The following is an 18,177-nucleotide window of genomic DNA, read 5'->3' on the forward strand; positions in this document are numbered from 1 at the left end:
GGGACCGGGGTCGGGGCCGATAACCGGAAAATCCGGTGTGCCCCGCTGGTGTTCCTCAACGATAGGCCTGTGGCATACGGCACAACTAGCGCCGTGGTTGCCACTTTCTGATACTAATTTTCCTGTTTCAGCCTCTGGCAGCCGCTAATCTGGGGGAAGGCCCCCGAAATGCTGTCCAGATTCTACAAACGCCCCGACCAACGGAGATCCCATGACTGCCGCCGACCCCACCGACGGAGCAACGGCCAGGCTGGCCGAAAGGCTGCTGGGCATGCGGGCGAACCGGGAAGTCATCCCGCCGGACCCCAACCACTCGGTTCGGTGGCACCAGCACAGCTACCCCAGCCCGGTGGCCCGGTGGAATTACCATCCCGAGTACGAGATCCACCTCATCCGCAAGGGCACCGGAAAGTTCATCGTCGGAGACCACATCGGCACGTTCGAAGCGGGCCATGTGTCCATCGTCGGGTCAGGGCTGCCGCACGACTGGGTCAGTGACCTTGAGCCCGGTGAAGTACTGGAAGGGCGGGACGTCGTCATCCAGTTCGACGGAAAATGGGTGGAACAGGCGGCTTCCCTGCTCCCGGAGATGGCGGAGGTCAGGCCGCTGCTGGAGCAGTCTGCCCGGGGAATCGAGTTCCTGGGCAGTTCAGCCGAAACGGCCGCCGCGGCCATCGAGGCCATGGGGACCACCACCGGTTTGCAGCGGCTTGAGCACCTCTTTGCCCTGTTCGCCATCCTGGCCGGTGCGCCGCAGGAGGAACGGCGCTACCTTGCGGACGAATGGTTCCGGCCGCAGCTGGACGGCCAGGGTGCCGCCGTCGTCGACATCGTTTTGGAGTATGTCTTCAGCAACCACGCGGGCAGCGTCACGATGGCCGGGGCCGCCGCCCTGGTGGGCATGCCGGAACCCACCTTTTCGAAGTACTTCAAAAGGGCCACCGGCCAGAATTTCAGCGACCTGGTCCGCAAACTGCGCCTGGCCCATGCGCGCCGCCTGCTGGAGCGCAGCGACAAGGCCATCTCGGATATCTGCTACGAAGTGGGATTCTCCAACCTGTCCAACTTCAACCGTCATTTCCTCAACGACGCCGGCGAAACCCCGCGGCAATACCGCCAGCGCCTGCAGGGCTGACCGGGGTACCAAGGGGGACGGCCGACGACGACGGCGGAACCTCCCGCTGTCGGGCCCGTCAACGACTGGGCAACAGTCAGCGCCGCTCGCGTCCGGCTGCGAGCGCAGCGCGCCAATTACCGGCGAAATGCACGAGAAGCGCGACGACGAGGAAAGCGGCGAGCACTTCAGCGATCACCGTCAGCATGGCAATCCAGCCGCCGTCGAGCGTTGGGTCGAGGAAGTCGTATACATACCAGCCGTCGATGGCTCCGCGCACCCATGAGAACACGAGGAACGCGAGCGGGTAGCCCAGCCAAGCGAGGGGCCGCCACCCGGGCCCGCGAACTGTCTTCGTGACAAGGAGCCAGTCGAGCGCAACGACCAGCGGAGCCAGACGGTGGTGGATCAGTTGCGGCCAGTACATGTCCAAGGTCCACCAGGGCTCGTCCGGCGGTGCAACCAGGACGACGTAGATGAGGCCCGTCATCACCAGGTATAGAACGAGGGCGCCGAATACGTGGTCCCACCACGGCGGCAGCTTTGTCCGGGGCAAGGCCGCTGCCACGGCGAGCCCGATCCCGAGCGCGAGGTTCGACTGGACCGTGAACTCCGAATAAAGCTGAACGACATCGACGTCGTTGCCCGGCACTGTGGCATCGTACGTTTTCTGCACCAGCGCGGCGAGCACGGCAGCTCCGACCGCGCCCCGGACCATGCGGATCCAGATATTGTCAGGATGCAGAGCATGGTTGGCGTCAACGTGACGCTCGATCGGAGGGATCAACACCGGGAGGCCGCTCATTCGCCCAGTGTCGCAGGCCGGGCGGCGGCCCAGTACGGCCTTAAGACCCGCGGTGATCGGGATGGGACGTTGAGGCCGGTACTGGAAGTGCTTAACTGTCCGTTATGACGCTGAATCGAAACCCGGCAGTTGATTCTTTTCTTGAGTCGCTGGATCATCCCTTGAAGCCTGCGATCGAGTCCCTGCGCCTGGCTGTCCTGGATGCCGACGGGGCAATCACCGAGCAGATCAAGTGGAAGGCGCCGAGCTTTTGCTACGGCTCGGTGGACCGGGTCACATTCAACCTGCGGCCCCGTCATCACGTCCAGCTGATTTTCCACCGTGGTGCGAAGGCCACCCGGAGTGCCTTTGATTTCGATCCGTCCAAGTGGAGCGGGCTGCTGGAAATGATCGGTAAGGACCGCGGCCAGGTGATCTTTCCCAGCGCCGAAGCAGCGGCAGCCCGGCAGGATGAATTCATTGATCTTGTGCGGGAGTGGATCCGAGCCTGATTCCCATGACTGTCCCCCGGTGGGACTCTGCACTTGCGCCGGCGCTGTCTCCCTCGAAGTGGCAGAGCTGGAATACTCTGAGAATGGCCGTCTACTTTGAGTGCACCACCCGGACAAGCATGCAGAAATCGGAGCTGTTTGAGCTTGCCCGGAGTATCGATATCCACAAGGACTCCATGGCGGGATCTCGTGAAGACGCCGTTAGCGGCGTGACGTCCGGCCTGATCTCCCTCGGTGAGGAAGTGACCTGGCGGGCCTGGCACTTCGGCGTTCCGCTTCGAATGACGAGCCGGATCACCGAGATGCAGTCACCCGACTATTTTGTGGATGAGCAGGTCAAAGGCCCGTTTCGCCGGTTCCGGCACGTCCATGAGTTCAAAGAGGATTCCTCGGGGACCACCACCATGGTGGACCGCATCGAATTTGCGGCTCCGTTCGGTCCGTTGGGACGTCTGGTGGAGAAGCTGGTACTTGGCCGCTACCTGAAGCAGCTGATCGAGGCGCGCAACCGCCATCTTGCCGGAATCAAGCTGTAGCCCGGCCGGCCCCGATATTGATTAGAGCCGCCACGACTTCCTCGACTGAACAGTCTGTACTGATTTCATGGGTTGAGCTTTGCCTGAACAATGGCTCCACCGTCAGGAGGTAGCGGCCGATCTCAGCCCTCTCGGCCGGGCTTTTCCCGTAGCCGTTGGTGGTACGGGTGCCGAGCCGGTCGAACAGCACCCGGTGGGGAGCGGTCAGTCAGGTCCCCGTGGCCCCAATCGTACGGAAGGTGCCTGCGCGAACTGGCCGTGTACTCTGACGGGGATCTTGTGTGCGCCTGGCAAAGCAGACAGACAGTAATCCACGTTTAGGCGGAATTCCTCAATGGACAGCAGCAAATCGGAACTGGAGCGACTCGGTATCAAGACGTCTCAGTGGAAATGGCTGAACACTGATTACAGCAGTTACGAACTTCCACACGCCGGAGCGTCGCCGGAACACAATTCAGAACGGAAAGCTGATTCCGGCAGGGGCTTGGCCTTCAGTGCTCTTGTCGCCGGTTTCCTCACGTTAATGGGCCTCCTGGGACCAACACCGGACAGCGGAGAAAACGCGCTTTTCCTGAACCTGCTGCGAGCAACGGTGATGCTCGTCGCTGCTCTGTTTATCTGGATCGGGGGAAAAGCTTTTGTTTCCATCGGCTCGGTGTTGGCTTCCCTGTTCCTGGCTGGTTCGGTCTGGTCGTTTACGAACGGGAACGAAAACTCCGCCGCGGTGAATCTTCTTGGTCTGGTTTCGGCGTTAGGTATTGGCTGGTTCGGAGCGCCGATCTTTAAGGCGGGGGAGATAGTTCTTACGTCCAGCCAAAGGGTCTACGGGATGCAACCGACCGAGTGGGGCAGGGGTGCCGGTGACTCCACCCGGAGCAGTGTCTGGGTCATCGGATTCCTTCTGAACAGACTGGTGAAGATTCCCGGCGCCTACATATTCCACGGGCTGAAGTCGCCGGGAGGCAGGGGGCTGGACGTGGAGCATGCGGTAACCCATGGAAGCAATGTCTACCTGATTGACTCGTGGTTGAGTCAAGGCACAAATTATGCGTGGGAGCTGAACCGCAAGGGCCGGGCGATCCTGACGAGGGGCGACGACGGTCATCGCCACACCGGATTAGCTGACGCTGCGGAACGATACAGAGCCGTTCTTGGTCAAGGCGTCAGTGTATTCCCCATCATGGCGATCGCCTCGGGTGCTGCGACTATCAGCGGGGATAGATGGTCTCCTCGCGGCGTGGGCCTATTTACGGCTGAGGAACTCGTGTCATTCATCGGTGACGCCGCAGCAGACAACCTCCGCGCGTGGCAGGACCGTCCTGAGGTGCGATCAGCGATTGCCCTGACGGTAAGCCGGTTCGGGAAACAACAAGACAGCTGAGCTCATGGCCACCACCAACCACCCGGGCCGCAACTTCAGCGTGGACACCGCACCGGGCATCCGCATCAACTGCTTCGACATTGGACCACGCGATGGGCACCCGATCGTGGTCCTGCACGGGTTGGCCGGCAGCGCACAGGAATTCTTCGACACTGCACGGGCTTTGCCGGAATTCCGGACGATCCTGATCGAACTCCGGGGCCACGGCAGAAGTACGTCGTTACCGGATGACCTCTCCCGCGAAGCCTTCGTTGCCGACGTCGTACATGTCATTGAAATGGTGGGGAACGCACCCGTCACTCTCGCAGGCCAATCTTTGGGCGGCCACACCGCCATGCTAGTCGCGGCTGCACGTCCCGACCTGGTGTCCAGCCTGATCCTGCTCGAATCCGGGGCAGGCGGCGGCAGCGAGCGCGACAACGAACGGCTGGGTGACTACTTCCGATCCTGGCCGGTGCCCTTCCCCAGCAGGGATGCGGCCCGGGCCTATCTGGGGGATGGGGCGCTGCACCGAGCATGGGCCGCGGACCTGGAAGAAAGGCCGGATGGGTTCTGGCCGCGGTTTCAGCCGGATGTCATGGTTGCCGCCATCAACGCTCTCATCCCGCCCCGCTGGGACGAATGGGAGAGCATCACCGTCCCCGCTCTCGTGGTCTACGGAGAACACGGAATGTTCACCGAGCGCGACAAGTCTGAGTTCACCGGGCGAGGGCGCAACGTCCGGCGCCTGGATCTCGCCGGAGGCTCCCACGACAGCCACCTTGACGCCTTTGAGTCCTGGATCAGGGCTCTGCGCTCGTTCTCCAGGCCTGACGGCGACGGTTAGGTCCGGTCATCCCCGCGCGGATGTCCAGCCTTCAGCGTGGAGCCTTTCGATGCCGTCCAGCAGGAGATCAAGGGCGAACTCGAATTCGAACTGGTCGTCGCAGCCCTGCCCCACCACCCCGCCTTCATCGTGGGATGAAGCCATGGCTATCCTCAGGACATTCGGATAGCGCCTGGACATCTCCTGCAGCATGGCCAGCTGGAGCGCAGTGTCCACCTCTGCTGCGCCCTCACCGGCCCGGTCTGCGGGTTCGGCAAACAGTTCCTGCGTGAACCCCCACATGCGGCTGCCAACGGCATGCATGACGTGATGGGTCAGGTCCGCCGAGAAACCGCGGTCGAGGAAGATGCCAATAAACGAGTCCATGTAGGCCAGGACGCCGGGAGTCTTGTTGGTACGCGTTTCGAGGACCTGCCGGGCCCACTGATGCCGCAGCAGCACGCTCCTCGCGGACAGGATCCGGCGCCGGACAACCTCCCGCCACGCAGGCTCGTCCGCGGGTGGATCGATTTCCTTGACAACCACATCCACCATGCCGTCAAGAAGTTCATCCTTGTTGGCCACGTGCTTGTAGAGCGCCATCGGCACCACGCCCAGCTCCTGGGCCAGCCTGCGCATGCTCAATTCCCCGATGCCGAGTTCATCAGCCAACGAGACCGCAGCCTCAAGGACCCGGTCCTTGCTCAGGCGCGCCCGCCCGGATACGGCAACTGCCTCGCCCATGTGATTTCCCTTCCCGTTAATCGCTGACCCCTTGACCAGTGTACGGCGTACACCTATTGTAGGTCACAGAAAGGTGTACAGCGTACACATTGAAGGCATCCAGCCCGCTGTTTGACCGGACCCGGAGGAAGTGGACCATCGTGAACGTGACCAGACAGATCGCGCCCCGTCAGCCGCAGATCAAAGCCGCCCGCCGACGTCGGCCGTCCTGGCTCGTGCCCGCTGGCCTGATCCTCCTCAGCCTCATCCCTGTCATCGCCGGCGCTGCCCGGCTGGCCGAGCTAACCGGAGGGGCCTCAGTTACGGTACGCAATGCCAGGTTCTTCGACTCCCCGGCCCCGGTGATTATCCACATCGTCAGTGTCACCATCTACTCACTGCTCGGGGCATTCCAGTTCACTCCCTCCCTCCGCAGGGGAAGGCGCAGCTGGCATCGGATCGCCGGCATAATGCTCCTGCCCGCCGGCCTGCTCACGGCCCTTTCCGGCTTGTGGATGGCCGTGTTCTACGCGCTGCCAGCCAGCGACGGGCAGCTCCTCCTCATCCTCAGGCTCATTTTCGGCTCGGCCATGGTGCTTAGCCTCATCCTCGGCGTTATGGCAGTAATCCGCCGTGACTTCGCCCGGCACGGTGCATGGATGAGCCGGGCCTACGCCATTGCCCTCGGCGCCGGGACTCAGGCCCTGATCCTCATCGTGCCGGAACTCCTGTCGAGCCCGCCGGACGTCACCACGAGGGCCATTCTGATGGGAGCCGCGTGGGTGATCAACCTCGCTGTGGCCGAGTACCAGATCCACAGGCGGCATGTGGCGTGAAGCCGGAACCCGGCGGGATAGTTTTGGGTCATGACGGAAAGCTTTAAGTACGACGTCGAGATCCTCCACCTTCTCGTATCGCCGGCTCACGCCTATTTCGGCCGTGCCCGCGAAGGCGCGGCGGATGTCCCCACCACGGATGCCGAGCGCGTGGAACTGGTTGCCGGGAAAGGCATAGTCGGGGACAGGTTCTTCGGCAAGGCCGCTCACATGGACGCTGCCGTGACACTGTTCTCGATCGAGGCCCTCGAAGCCATCGCCACGGAGTTGGGGTCCGGCCCATTGGACCCGCTGCTGACGCGCCGCAATGTTGTCCTTCGAGGCGCCCATCTGGCACCTCTGGTCGGCCACGAATTCAGCCTGGAAACGCGCGGGGAACTGGTGCAGATCCGGGCTGGACGGCCAGCCCACCCCTGCGCCTGGATGGACCAGATGCTCGCACCCGGCGCCCACAAGGCGATGCGCGGGCGGGGCGGCGTACGGTGCACTCCCCTCTCGAACGGCATCCTGCACCGGGGGCCGGCCACCCTGGTCAGCCCCGTTCCGCTCGACCCGGCGAGCGCAGGGGTACCCACCCTACTGCGGCCGTCGCGTCTTCCTTAGCCCGCCCACGTTCCTGGCGCAAATGCTGGCGGGTCGCGGAGTAAAGTAGGTAGACTGGTCTACCTACTAGCGTCGACACCAGCCAAGGACCGTCAGTGACCGAGAAACAGACCGCACCAGCAGCCACCCGCGCCCGCAGGCCCGCCCGCGAGGCGCTCCTGGAGGCGGCAGCCCGGCGCTTCTATTCCACCGGCCTGACCGGTACGGGCATCGACACCATTACAGCCGAGGCCGGCGTTGCTAAAAAGAGCCTCTACAACAACTTTTCCTCAAAGGCTGAGCTGGTGACGGCGTACCTGTACGCCCGCCATGAGGAATGGCTGGGGCTGTACCGCTCGAGACTGGAGACGGCCACAACCCCCGAGGAGCGCATCCTTGCCGTCTTCGATGCCTATGCGGACCACGCGGATCTGGAGTACGAGAATGGGTTCCGAGGCTGCGGCCTGCTGAACGCAGCGGCCGAGCTGACGGCCGGGGACCCCGGACGGGCGGTGGTCCGGAGGCACAAGGAAGACGTGGAGTCGCTGCTCTCAGGGCATCTGGCGGAACTGCTGCCGGACGCACCCGGGCGGGTACCACTCCTGGCACGGCACCTGGCATTCCTGCTCGAGGGTTCGATGGCCCGCGCCGGGCTCGAAGGCGACGACAGTTGCATCCTGGAAGCCCGCCGGATCGCTGCCACGTTGATCGGTAACCTGTGAAGCCCTCAGGATTCCGGGGAGCCACGTGGGGAGCGCTGTTTGTCCTCGCGGCGTCGGCCCTCTGGGGCACCACCGGCACTGCGGCCACCTTCGCTCCTGACGTGAGCCCGCTCGCAATCGGCGCGGCAGCAATGGGTTTCGGCGGCCTGCTGCAGGCGGCGATCGCCGCGCGGCCCATGCTGGCTTTCAGCCCGTCACTGCGCGGCAACTGGGCCACGGTGGCGTTGGGCGCACTGGCCGTTGCCCTGTACCCGCTTGCGTTCTACTCCTCCATGCATCTGGCCGGGGTGGCGGTGGGGACAGTCGTCTCCATCGGCTCGGCCCCGCTCGCATCCGCCGTCGTCGAACGGGTGGTGGACGGGAGACCGTTCACCCGGCGGTGGACCGTCGGCGCGGTGCTCGGCGTCTCCGGGGCCGTCCTGCTGTGTCTCGCCGAAGGTCTCGCAGAAGCGGGGAACTCCGGTGCGGCTAGGGCAACGGGTTCGGCCTGGGAATCCTCCGCGGGAATTGCACTTGGGCTGCTGGCCGGACTGACCTACGCACTGTACTCGTGGGCGGCGCACCGGCTGATCAGCACGGGCATACCTTCACGGGCGGTGATGGGGACGGTCTTCGGCGTCGGCGGGCTGATGCTGATGCCCGTGCTCGCGGCTACCGGTGCCCCTTTTCTGGCGTCACCGCAGAACTTGGCCGTCGGCGCGTACATGGCGCTTGTCCCGATGTTCGCCGGCTATGTGCTGTTCGGCTGGGGCCTGGCCCGCGTCCGCGCCAGCACGGCCACCACGGTTTCCCTCGCGGAGACAGTGGTGGCGGCTGCCCTGGCAGTGGTGGTGGTGGGTGAACGGCTTCCGGCACTGGCGTGGCTGGGCGCCGCACTGATCACCGGCAGCCTCTTTGTCCTGACGCTGCCCGCCCCTCGGCCCAGCAGGCGCCTAATGGCCGAGGTCGGCCGCTAACTCGGCCAGGCAGTAGTCCTTGAACCAGTGCCTGATGCGCCTGGGCAGCCGAGGGTAGAGCACTGCCAGGCCGCGCATGGTGAGGTGGAACCGGCGGTCGTGGCCCGGGCTCCATGGCAGCCCGAAGTCCCGGCGGAGCTGATCGGGCAGAAGGCCTGCGGTCAGGAAGCGTGCGAACGGCATGACCGTGCGGTACCACAGCGCCGCGCTGCCGGGATAGAGGAGGCCGCGGCCGACGCGTACGGCGGCGTCGTCTGCGCGCAGGGCCTGGACGCGTTCGTCCCAATAGCGGCGGAAAGCTGCGCGGTCCGCCGGCCACAATTCCTCGGGGAGCTGCAGGGCCGTCCCGAGCTTCGCGTAGTCGCCGTACATCTCATCGGCGGTGCCGTCGTCGAACGGGCCATAGATTTTCTCGAAGACGGTGACGGCGGTGTCGTACAGGGTTGCGACCACCCACAGCTGCGCGTGCGCGTCGAAGGCGCTGTAGCCGGCGGAGTTTTCATCCGGGGCGCGGCGTACCGGCGCGTGCGCGCGGTTCACCCTTCGACGGACCTCCTTCACCTGCTCGTCGGTGCCGTAAACGATGGCGTAAACGTACGTGAGGGTGCCGCGGAGCCTGTTGACCGGGCGTTCGGTGAACGTGCTGTGCTCGGAGACGCCGTGGCCCACAGCGGGGTCGGCCAGCTGCATGAGAATAGCCCGTCCTGCCCCGGCCAGCAGGATTCCCTCCGCGCCCATGTCCGCAAGTCCACGCACCATTGCAACAGGGTACCGGAGCGAGGCCGACGGCGGCACCGGGCTACGACGGGATGGGCGCCTGGGAGTGCCCCCACTCCACTACTTCCAACGCATCGATAAATATCGATACACTGAAGGAGGACCGTCACCAAAGCCCAAGGAGAACCGCATGCCTGCCATCCGAATCTATGAATCCGCCCTGTGCTGTGACACCGGCGTCTGCGGCCCCGACATTGACCAGTCCCTGGTGGACGTGACCGCGGACGTGCGTCACCTCCAAGGTCTGGGTGCCGACATTGCCCGCTACAACCTGGCCAGCGAGCCGACCGCTTTCGCGGAAGAGGAGACGGTCCGCGGGTTCATGCACGTGATCGGGTCCAAGGGCCTTCCGCTCATCGTCGTCGACGGCGTGACGGTCGCCGCCGGCACCTACCCGAACAGGAGCCAGTTGCTGGCCTTCGCCGGCTTGGGCGACGCTGCGGTCGCGCCCGGGTCCCGGGCCCTGCTGGGCCTGCACGAAAAGTCCGACGGCTGCTGCGGCGGCTCAACGGGCTGCTGCTAGGTCCACCTGTGAAGTTTCTCGAGGACTCCCCACGGTTCCTGTTTTTCACCGGCAAGGGCGGGGTGGGTAAGACCTCCGTCGCGTGCGCAACAGCGCTGTCCCTTGCGCGGGCAGGGAAGAAGGTGCTCCTGGTCAGCACGGACCCCGCGTCCAACGTGGGACAGGTCTTTGGCCTGAACATCGGGAACAACGTCACCGCCATTCAGGACGTTCCGGGTCTGTCTGCGCTGGAAATTGATCCGGAACAGGCAGCCGAGGCGTACCGGGAACGGATCATCGCCCCGTGCGCGGTCTCCTCCCCGAAGCTGAATTGGTCGGCATCGCCGAAAGCCTCTCCGGTTCCTGCACCACCGAGATCGCCTCCTTCGACGAGTTCACCAACCTGCTCGCGGACGACAGCACCTTCGGCGAGTATGACCACATCGTCTTTGACACCGCCCCGACAGGCCACACCATCCGGCTGCTGCAGCTGCCCGGGTCCTGGACGGATTTCCTGGCGGCCGGCAAAGGCGACCCGTCCTGCCTGGGCCCGCTCTCAGGCCTCGAGAAGCACAAGCAGGTGTACGCGAAGGCAGTCCAGGCGCTTACTGACCCGGACCGCACACGGCTAGTGCTGGTCAGCCGCGCCCAGACTTCCTCATTGAGCGAGATTGAGCGGACCTACCTCGAACTCAACCAGATCGGCATAGGCAGCGGTTACGTCGTAGTGAACGGCGTTCTGCCGCAAGCGGCCGGTGACGAGGAGCTGGCGCACGCCCTGCGCGCCCGCGAAGCAGCGGCCCTCGCGGCCATTCCCCCGGGTGTCGCCGGCCTGCCCCGCGATGTCCTGGACCTGAAACCAAACAATATGGTGGGCATTCCGGCGCTGGAGTCACTGTTCGCGGGCACTTCCGACGCCGCCATCACCGGCAACGTAGCGCACGCTCCCGAGGTTGAGGATTCCCCCTTGGCAGCGCTTGTCAACGAGGTGGAACGGGACGGCCACGGTCTGGTGATGTGCATGGGCAAGGGCGGTGTCGGAAAAACGACTGTCGCTGCTGCGATCGCGGTTGCCCTGGCCAAACGCGGGCACGAGGTTCACCTGACCACCACCGATCCGGCGGCGCACCTGACCGAAACACTCCAGACGGCCGTTCCGGGCCTGCGGGTTTCACGCATCGATCCGGATGCAGCCATCGAGGAATACCGAAGCCACGTGATGGAAACCAAGGGGCGGAACCTTGACGATGCAGGACGCGCGGCGCTGGCCGAGGACCTGCTGTCCCCCTGCACGGACGAAGTGGCTGTGTTCCGTCAGTTCTCCCGCGTGGTCCAGGAATCCCGTCGGCACTTTGTGGTGATGGATACCGCTCCCACCGGCCACACGCTGCTGCTGCTCGATGCCACGGGTTCGTACCATCGGGAGATCTCCCGGCAGGTCGGCGACACCATGGGTTTCGTGACGCCGCTCATGCGGCTTCAGGACCCTGCGCAGACGAAGGTCGTCCTCGTCACCCTCGCTGAAACCACCCCCGTGCTTGAAGCCGAAGAGCTGCAGAACGATCTGGAAAGAGCCGGGATCCACCCGTGGGCCTGGGTGGTCAACAATTCAATCGCCGCTGCACACCCGCGGACGCCATTCCTGCGGGCACGCGCCGGGAACGAGATCGAACAGATCGTCAAGGTGCGCAATCTTGCGGACCGGGTGGCCCTGATCCCGCTTCTGCCCGAAGAACCTATCGGCGAAGCGAAGCTAGCGGCGCTGACCGCATTCAGCACCCAGCCTGCCTAGCTGCCTTTACGGGTGAGAATTTCTCCGCTGCTCGCCAGGTGATCAGCCACGTCCCTGAGTTTGATGTTGGTATCAGAACTTGCCCTGGTCAGGATGTGGAACGCCTGCTGGGGGCTGATCTTGAACCTTTCCATCAGGATTCCCTTGGCCTGGCCAATGAGGTCACGCGTACCCAGCGCCTGGTTGAGCTGGCTGATTTCCTGCGCACCGGAGAACGCGACGGCGGCATGGGCTGCCACCAGCAAGCCGACCTGTTCTGATTCCTCGTCGAAAATGTTTACATCGTCGCCGTACAGATTCAGGGCACCCAGATTGTCCCCCTCGACGAAGAGCTGAAATGACAGCATGCTCCGCGCACCGGCAGCGTAGGCTGCCTTGGCGAACTCCGGCCAGCGTGATTCACGGCTCAGGTCCGGGACGCGGACTATCCGCTCGTCGTAGGCGGCATCAACGCAGGGCCCTTGGCCGATCTCGCTTTGCAGGGCATCGATCCTCCGGGGAAGCTCACCGGAGGCGGCCCTGGACTCCACGGTTCTCCTGCCCGTCACCAGGCTGACGGAGGCATCGGCAACGTGGGGGATCAGGTCCAGCGCGGCGTGGACGATGTCCGTCAGGAGAGTGTCCGGATCCTGCTGCTGCTGAAGCTCCCTGGCCAGATCGCCGAGTTTGCTGGCAAGTCCACCAATTACTGCTGCGTCGTGATTCGCGATGCCTTTGGGGCTTCCGGTGCTGGGGGTCATTGTTCGCCATCCTTAGATGCGGGCTTCGAATTCCGCCGTCGTACTGAGTATCCCTCTATCCGGCCAGCCGCGCTTGGGTTTTTCCGGTGCAAAAGACTGGGACGGGGGTTGGGGATGCTTGTAGGCCAAAATACCCTGGCCGGTATATGCCCGGCACCATAGCCTTGGCCCGGCAGAGGAGGCCGAACATGTTCGCTGACGGAGCTGAAAAAGGCTGCGGGTCCAGGATAGGCAAAGACAGCAGAAGGCTGCTGGCGTGCGCCGTGGCCGCCTTGCTGGCGATGGCAGGGCGGGCAGTCCGGACCGGCCACCACCATCATGATTACGCTCCGGAGTGCAGGGAAGGACGCCATCGCCAAAGCCGATTTCGACTACACACCGCAGCAGGTATCAGCCTGCAGGCAGTTTGACCTGGCCTCGACGGAATCCGGCAGGACTTCCACGTACGCTGTGCAGTTGCTGGCTGCTCCGCCGATCGGTGAGAAGCAGCACGGCTTGATGCAGACCACAAAGCCGAAGGGCCCAGGAGATTACGGCTCGGCCGGGCCGAGGGTGCTTGCGGGAACGCTGTCCATCACGCTGAGTCTTGCAGTTGCCGTCCTCGATTCGGAGGCCGATGCTAAGCCCGCCTTGGACTCCATGGCCGGCCTGGCCAAGGAGCTCATCGACCAGGCCACAAATAATCCCCCGACTATGGCCCCGCTGCCGCCCAACTCCCGCACCGCCGACGATCTCGTCGCCCTGTTCACGGGCGTCACCGGGCCGGACGGGAGCCCTGTGACGCTCCCGCGCGCTTCGGTGATCGGGTCGATGCCCGGCTTCACGGCGGCCCCTTCATCGCCGTCGGCCGCGCCCCCGTGCACCTTCAGTGATGCGACATATCTTGGCTCGCTCGTCGGAGGATCCTGGGCCAGGGGATGGCCGATGGTGCCAGCAAGCTGGAATTCGCCGAGTTCAGCGTTATTGGCATGCCGACGACGGCGGCAGCCCCCTTTCCTTTTGATATCCGGGCCGCCATGCTCCGCGACTGCACCACAATCCAGGAGGAACCGATGGGAGGAGTCTCCCGTCCGTGGTCAGGAGTCACGCAGCTGAACACCACCCTTGCCGCCGACTCGAGCTACGCCATCTACTACCAACTGTCCGACGGAACGGGTGAGTGGCATGTGCGGGCGGGTGCACGCAAGGGAACGCTGTCGGTTGAGGCCCATACCCGGACCTCCTCCCAGGCCGGGACGCAGGCCGCCGCCGACCGGCTCTCGGCCTTTATCGGCAGCGTGTTCTCAAATGCCGGAGTGTAGGGGCTTCCTCCTGAGCCCCTGGGTGGCTGCCTAGCTGTGGAAACGGCTCCTTGACAGCAGAGTTGTTAGCGCTCACAGTTGACGGAGCGAAACCAATCAGCGGAAAGTCGGTTCCATGAAGAACTGGGCAGGAAACCTCGAATACTCATCAGCGAACGTCCGCAGGCCGGAGTCGGTGGCTGAGCTTGCCGAGGTGGTTGAAGGTGCCGGCCGTGTCAAAGCCTTGGGCTCGCGGCACTCATTCAACCCCGTGGGCGACACCGACGGCACCCACGTCCTGCTCGATGCCCTGCCCCGGACCATCGAGTTGGACTCTGCGCGCCGGACTGTCAAGGTCAGCGGCGGCGTGAGCTACGGCGAGTTGTGCCGGAAGCTGGAGCAGTCCGGCGTCGCCATCCATAACCTTGCCTCCCTCCCCCACATCTCCGTGGCCGGCGCCGTCCAGACGGGCACGCATGGTTCCGGCGTGGACAACCAGTCCCTCGCCGGGGCTGTCCGGAGCATCGACCTGGTCCGTCCGTCCGGGGAGCCGGTCACTCTATCGCGCGAGGACGGTGACGAATTCCTCGGCAGCGTGGTGGGATTGGGGGCACTGGGGATCGTGACGGGCCTTGAACTCGAGGTCCGGCCAAGTTTCCGGATGCGCCAGCGCGTCCTGGAGCACCTTCCCTGGGACAGGGCACTGGCCGATTTCAACAGGCTGGTTTCCTGCGCCTACAGCGTCAGCCTGTTCACCGACTACGCCGGCGACTTCATCAGCCAGGTGTGGCTGAAGGCCCTCGATTCTGAACCTGCGCTCGGCGACACATTCGGGGCCACTGCCGCGACGCACTCCCGGCACCCGCTGCCCGACATGTCAGCAGAAAACTGCACGCCACAGTTCGACGAGCCCGGCCCCTGGCTGGACCGCCTCCCGCACTTCCGCCACGAATTCACCCCCAGCAACGGCGAGGAACTCCAGAGCGAATTCATCCTGCCGCTGGAGCACGCCCCGGCCGCCCTGGAGGCCGTCCGGAGCCTGGCAGATAGGCTGGCTCCCCTGCTGTTTGTGTCGGAAATCCGCACGGGCGCCGCTGATGAGTTCTGGCTCAGCCCGTTCTACCGGCAGCAGAGCGTGGCCCTGCACTTCACCTGGAAGCCCCTCCAGGCGCAGGTGGAAGCCGTCCTGCCCGAGTTGGAGGAGCTGCTCCGGCCGTTCGGTGCCCGACCGCACTGGGGCAAGCTGTTCACGCCATCCGGCCATGAGTGGGACCAGCTGTATCCGCGGTTCGCCGATTTCCGGGCCCTCGCATCCGCCCACGATCCGGAGGGCAAGTTCCGCAACCCCCTGCTGGACAGCATCCTGGGCGTCAGGTCAGCGGCTCTGTAGCGAAGCTGAGCAGGGACACGGGACTTCCCGTCGTCGGCCGCTTCCGTGGTGTCCGCCTAGGCAGACATTCCCTCCGGGCCCCGGTTCGGGCCCTGATTCTGGATTGACGTGACGAACGTTGCGAGCTCTTCCCGCAGTGTTTGCCAGCCCCGCACGTCGAATTCCGGGAGGGCGTGCGCCTCGGCCTCCTGCGCGGCCGCAAGGGCCTCGCGGCCGGCCCCGGTGAGCCCAATGATGAGTTGGCGGCGATCCTGGGGATGCCGGCTCCTGCTGACAAGCCCTGCCAGCTGTAACCTAGCGAGGATTTTGCCCATGGTCTGGCTTTTTGCGTGGACGGAACTGGCCAGCTGTTCCTGGTTCAGAGCGCCGGGGGCAAGACCCTCAAGCGCTATGACCGCCGCACGGGTGAGCCCCAACGGACCGAGGACGTCATCCTGGCGGCGCTGGACCAAGCGTGCAGCCTGCGAGAGGAGTTGGCAAAAGTTCCGGAGTTCGCGCTCTGATTCAGTAGTCACGGCAAGCTGTTCCTTCCGTTGAGAGCCTCCGGCATGCAATCTACAATAAGCATGCTTAGTATCCATTTGGCAAGCAGGCTTGGTATCGTCCTCAAGTTCCAGCGCAATATCCGTCCACGCAGGTCGGCCCAATTAGGGGCAGGCCTTGCGCATTCAATAGCAAGTGTGCTTAGTATCTAAGTAGTAACCTTGCTTACTATTGCGAAGCCAGTAACACTGGCAGCTCCTGTCAGCGAACCCTTCACGAAAGAGAGAGCGACCATGACTGAAAACCAGTGGCCCCAGACGGGCTCCCCGGCCAGCGTCGACCCGTACGGCAACGTCGACCAGTACGGAAACCCGGTCCCGGCGACTCCCGTGGGCACGAGCGGCAACACCGGATCCAAGACCGGTGCGGCAAAGGAAGAGGCTTCACAGGTAGCCAGCCAGGCAGCCGGCGCAGCCCAGAACGTTGCAGGGACGGCCAAGGCCGAAGCTTCCAACGTCGCAGCCGAAGTATCAACCAGCGCCCGTGAGCTCCTGCACCAGGCCAAGTCGGACCTCACCAGCCAGGCAGGCACCCAGCAGCAGAAGGTCGCAGAGGGTATCCGTACCATCTCCTCGGAGCTGCGCACCATGGCGGACGCCTCCGACCAGCCCGGTGTGGCATCGGACCTGATCCGTCAGGCTGCCGAGCGTTCGCAGTCCGTGGCGTCCTGGCTTGACAGCCGGGACCCGGGTTCACTGCTCACCGAGGTCAAGTCGTTTGCGCGGCAGCGTCCGGGCACGTTCCTCATGATTGCGGCTGGGGCCGGCATCCTTGCCGGGCGCCTCACCCGCGGCCTCGCCGCCGGTGCCCCGGAGACGCAGGGCCGCCCCGCCGGCCAGACGCTTCCTCCCGTGCCAACAACCGCCCCGGTACAGCACGGCGCCCCCATCCGCCAGGAAACGGTTTTCGCCGCAGGGGACGACCGCGGCCTGTTTGAGGAGCCGGTGATTGCCACAGGCAGCCCGAACTCCACCCAGTCCCTGCCGACCGGTACCGCTGCCGACACTCCGCTGCGGTACGAGGATGACCCGTTCCGCAGCCCAGCGGAGCGCGACACGGAAGGGCGTCACCTGTGAGCAGCCAGATTCCCGAGTCGCCGCCAAGCGCGGCGCACGCGAAGGCGGACACCACGTCCCTCGGTGACCTGCTCGGTGAGGTGACCCGCGACCTGTCCACGCTGATGCGCCAGGAAGTGGAGCTCGCCAAGGCCGAAGTCAAGCAGTCCGCGTCCAAAGCCGGCAAGGGCGGCGGCATGCTCGCCGGCGCCGGCGTCGCAGGGCACTTCGTCCTGCTGTTCCTCTCCCTCGCCCTCTGGTGGGCCCTGGGCGAACTGATGGGACTCGGCTGGTCCGCCGTCGTCGTCGCCGTGATCTGGGGCATCATCGCCGCGGCCCTGGCCTCGATGGGCCGCAAGAACCTCAAACAGGTCCAGGGCATGCCCCAGACCGCAGAAACACTCTCAGAAATCCCCCCAACCCTGAAACCCGGTGAGGTAAAACGATGAGCGACAACCCGGACGCAATCCGTTCAGACATTGAAGCAACCCGCGCCCGCCTGGGCACCAACGTGGACGCCGTGGCCGACAAAGTCACCCCGTCCAACATCGTCCACAGGCAAACAGACAAGGTCACAGGAGCCGTCAAAGACGCCGTCTTCGGCGTGAAGGAGAAAGTCATGGGAGCAGCCGACGACGCCAGCACCCGCGTCCACAGCGGAGTCCACAGCGGCACCGACGGTGCCGGAACCGCCCTGCACGACGCCGGGCACGCCATCGGCGAGGCCCCGGCCCAGGTCAAGGCCAGGACCCAGGGCAACCCCCTGGCCGCCGGCCTCGTGGCCTTCGGCGCAGGCATGCTGATCTCCTCCCTGATCCCGGCCAGCACCAAGGAACGCGAAGCCGCGGACGCCCTCAAAACCGCCGCGGAACCGATGACCACGGAATTGACCGAGGCCGCCAAGGACATGGCAGAAGGCCTGAAGGAACCAGCCCGCGAGGCGATGGAAAACGTCAAGGCCACCGCCACCGACGCCGCCGAACACGTCAAGGCCGAAGGCCAGGTCGCAGCAGCAGACGTCAAAGACCGCGCCACAGACGCCAAGGACCACGTCCAGAACACGTGATCCGTAAGCTCTGAGAGGGCCGTCCTTCCTCCGGGAAGGGCGGCCCTCTCAGCTGATTTACCACCAACGAATTAACCACTG

Annotated in this window: 22 protein-coding genes and 1 pseudogene; 17 read left to right on the forward strand and 6 right to left on the reverse strand. The window is 64.7% G+C overall.

Features of this window, described 5'->3' with window-relative positions; translation table 11 throughout:
- Positions 1-211 precede the first annotated feature (211 nt).
- A complete protein-coding gene (locus ABIA70_RS19110) occupies positions 212-1,135 on the forward strand; it encodes an AraC family transcriptional regulator (protein WP_354149156.1) in 924 nt (307 codons plus the stop codon).
- Between the two features lie 76 nt (positions 1,136-1,211).
- Here ABIA70_RS19110 and ABIA70_RS19115 read toward each other — a convergent pair whose 3' ends face one another.
- Entirely contained in the window at positions 1,212-1,904 is a 693-nt protein-coding gene (locus tag ABIA70_RS19115) for a Pr6Pr family membrane protein (protein ID WP_354149157.1), read from the reverse strand.
- A 119-nt stretch (positions 1,905-2,023) separates the two neighbouring features.
- Here ABIA70_RS19115 and ABIA70_RS19120 point away from each other — a divergent pair, with 119 nt between their 5' ends.
- The 4 genes from ABIA70_RS19120 (at position 2,024) to ABIA70_RS19135 (ending at position 5,153) form a co-directional block, all read left to right on the forward strand.
- Positions 2,024-2,410 (forward strand): DUF1801 domain-containing protein, encoded by a 387-nt coding sequence (locus ABIA70_RS19120; protein ID WP_354149158.1) that lies wholly within the window; start codon positions 2,024-2,026, stop codon positions 2,408-2,410.
- Positions 2,411-2,493: 83 nt separating this feature from the next.
- Positions 2,494-2,946 carry an SRPBCC family protein gene (locus tag ABIA70_RS19125; RefSeq protein WP_354149159.1) on the forward strand — a complete coding sequence of 151 codons (453 nt, stop codon included), beginning with the start codon at positions 2,494-2,496 and terminating at the stop codon, positions 2,944-2,946.
- Between the two features lie 334 nt (positions 2,947-3,280).
- Positions 3,281-4,327, forward strand: coding sequence for a hypothetical protein (locus tag ABIA70_RS19130; RefSeq protein WP_354149160.1), 1,047 nt, complete (start codon positions 3,281-3,283; stop codon positions 4,325-4,327).
- Positions 4,328-4,331: 4 nt separating this feature from the next.
- Positions 4,332-5,153 carry an alpha/beta fold hydrolase gene (locus ABIA70_RS19135; protein WP_354149161.1) on the forward strand — a complete coding sequence of 274 codons (822 nt, stop codon included), beginning with the start codon at positions 4,332-4,334 and terminating at the stop codon, positions 5,151-5,153.
- 6 nt (positions 5,154-5,159) lie between these two features.
- On the opposite strand, the gene ABIA70_RS19140 is transcribed toward ABIA70_RS19135, so the two are convergent.
- A complete protein-coding gene (locus tag ABIA70_RS19140; RefSeq protein WP_354149162.1) occupies positions 5,160-5,876 on the reverse strand; it encodes a TetR/AcrR family transcriptional regulator C-terminal domain-containing protein in 717 nt (238 codons plus the stop codon).
- 140 nt (positions 5,877-6,016) lie between these two features.
- Here ABIA70_RS19140 and ABIA70_RS19145 point away from each other — a divergent pair, with 140 nt between their 5' ends.
- From ABIA70_RS19145 to ABIA70_RS19160, 4 genes are all read left to right on the forward strand, one after another.
- A complete protein-coding gene (locus ABIA70_RS19145; RefSeq protein WP_354149163.1) occupies positions 6,017-6,691 on the forward strand; it encodes a DUF2306 domain-containing protein in 675 nt (224 codons plus the stop codon).
- Between the two features lie 30 nt (positions 6,692-6,721).
- Positions 6,722-7,294, forward strand: coding sequence for an MOSC domain-containing protein (locus ABIA70_RS19150; protein WP_354149164.1), 573 nt, complete (start codon positions 6,722-6,724; stop codon positions 7,292-7,294).
- Positions 7,295-7,389: 95 nt separating this feature from the next.
- Complete coding sequence (locus ABIA70_RS19155; RefSeq protein ID WP_354149165.1) at positions 7,390-7,995, forward strand: TetR/AcrR family transcriptional regulator; 606 nt, start codon at positions 7,390-7,392, stop codon at positions 7,993-7,995.
- Positions 7,992-8,951 (forward strand): DMT family transporter, encoded by a 960-nt coding sequence (locus tag ABIA70_RS19160; protein ID WP_354149166.1) that lies wholly within the window; start codon positions 7,992-7,994, stop codon positions 8,949-8,951. Before ABIA70_RS19155 ends, ABIA70_RS19160 begins: the two co-directional genes overlap by 4 nt.
- On the opposite strand, the gene ABIA70_RS19165 is transcribed toward ABIA70_RS19160, so the two are convergent.
- Complete coding sequence (locus ABIA70_RS19165) at positions 8,928-9,710, reverse strand: oxygenase MpaB family protein (RefSeq protein ID WP_354149167.1); 783 nt, start codon at positions 9,708-9,710, stop codon at positions 8,928-8,930. The two genes, ABIA70_RS19160 and ABIA70_RS19165, sit on opposite strands and share 24 nt — an antisense overlap.
- A gap of 148 nt (positions 9,711-9,858) precedes the next feature.
- On the opposite strand from ABIA70_RS19165, the gene arsD reads away from it, so the two are divergent.
- The 3 genes and pseudogenes from arsD to ABIA70_RS19175 all read left to right on the forward strand — a co-directional run bounded on the left by arsD (position 9,859) and on the right by ABIA70_RS19175 (position 12,022).
- On the forward strand, positions 9,859-10,251 hold the full coding sequence (gene arsD, locus ABIA70_RS19170; protein WP_354149168.1) for an arsenite efflux transporter metallochaperone ArsD: 393 nt from the start codon (positions 9,859-9,861) through the stop codon (positions 10,249-10,251).
- A 62-nt stretch (positions 10,252-10,313) separates the two neighbouring features.
- A pseudogene (locus tag ABIA70_RS21665) lies at positions 10,314-10,469 on the forward strand (ArsA-related P-loop ATPase); the annotation flags it as partial.
- A gap of 65 nt (positions 10,470-10,534) precedes the next feature.
- Positions 10,535-12,022, forward strand: a complete 1,488-nt coding sequence (locus ABIA70_RS19175; RefSeq protein ID WP_502917236.1) for an ArsA-related P-loop ATPase — start codon at positions 10,535-10,537, stop codon at positions 12,020-12,022.
- On the opposite strand, the gene ABIA70_RS19180 is transcribed toward ABIA70_RS19175, so the two are convergent.
- Both ABIA70_RS19180 and ABIA70_RS19185 read right to left on the reverse strand, forming a co-directional pair.
- Positions 12,019-12,762: a GAF and ANTAR domain-containing protein gene (locus ABIA70_RS19180; protein WP_354149169.1), complete on the reverse strand. Its 744-nt coding sequence runs from the start codon at positions 12,760-12,762 to the stop codon at positions 12,019-12,021. The two genes, ABIA70_RS19175 and ABIA70_RS19180, sit on opposite strands and share 4 nt — an antisense overlap.
- 530 nt (positions 12,763-13,292) lie before the next feature.
- Entirely contained in the window at positions 13,293-13,586 is a 294-nt protein-coding gene (locus ABIA70_RS19185; protein ID WP_354149170.1) for a hypothetical protein, read from the reverse strand.
- A 93-nt stretch (positions 13,587-13,679) separates the two neighbouring features.
- Here ABIA70_RS19185 and ABIA70_RS19190 point away from each other — a divergent pair, with 93 nt between their 5' ends.
- Both ABIA70_RS19190 and ABIA70_RS19195 read left to right on the forward strand, forming a co-directional pair.
- On the forward strand, positions 13,680-14,063 hold the full coding sequence (locus ABIA70_RS19190; RefSeq protein WP_354149171.1) for a hypothetical protein: 384 nt from the start codon (positions 13,680-13,682) through the stop codon (positions 14,061-14,063).
- 115 nt (positions 14,064-14,178) lie between these two features.
- Positions 14,179-15,432, forward strand: a complete 1,254-nt coding sequence (locus ABIA70_RS19195) for a D-arabinono-1,4-lactone oxidase (RefSeq protein ID WP_354149172.1) — start codon at positions 14,179-14,181, stop codon at positions 15,430-15,432.
- Between the two features lie 56 nt (positions 15,433-15,488).
- Here ABIA70_RS19195 and ABIA70_RS19200 read toward each other — a convergent pair whose 3' ends face one another.
- On the reverse strand, positions 15,489-15,947 hold the full coding sequence (locus ABIA70_RS19200) for a MarR family winged helix-turn-helix transcriptional regulator (protein ID WP_354149173.1): 459 nt from the start codon (positions 15,945-15,947) through the stop codon (positions 15,489-15,491).
- A gap of 261 nt (positions 15,948-16,208) precedes the next feature.
- Between ABIA70_RS19200 and ABIA70_RS19205 the strand changes: the two genes are divergently transcribed.
- From ABIA70_RS19205 to ABIA70_RS19215, 3 genes are read left to right on the forward strand one after another with little or no spacing between them, the layout of a single operon-like run.
- The gene (locus tag ABIA70_RS19205; RefSeq protein ID WP_354149174.1) at positions 16,209-17,051 is read left to right on the forward strand and encodes a hypothetical protein; all 843 of its coding nucleotides are present in this window, start codon (positions 16,209-16,211) and stop codon (positions 17,049-17,051) included.
- A complete protein-coding gene (locus ABIA70_RS19210) occupies positions 17,048-17,479 on the forward strand; it encodes a phage holin family protein (RefSeq protein WP_354149175.1) in 432 nt (143 codons plus the stop codon). Before ABIA70_RS19205 ends, ABIA70_RS19210 begins: the two co-directional genes overlap by 4 nt.
- Complete coding sequence (locus tag ABIA70_RS19215; RefSeq protein WP_354149176.1) at positions 17,476-18,096, forward strand: DUF3618 domain-containing protein; 621 nt, start codon at positions 17,476-17,478, stop codon at positions 18,094-18,096. The genes ABIA70_RS19210 and ABIA70_RS19215 overlap by 4 nt, the downstream gene beginning before the upstream one ends.
- Positions 18,097-18,177 lie beyond the last annotated feature (81 nt).

The organism is Arthrobacter sp. 754, from assembly GCF_040548695.1.
Lineage (GTDB): Bacteria > Actinomycetota > Actinomycetes > Actinomycetales > Micrococcaceae > Arthrobacter.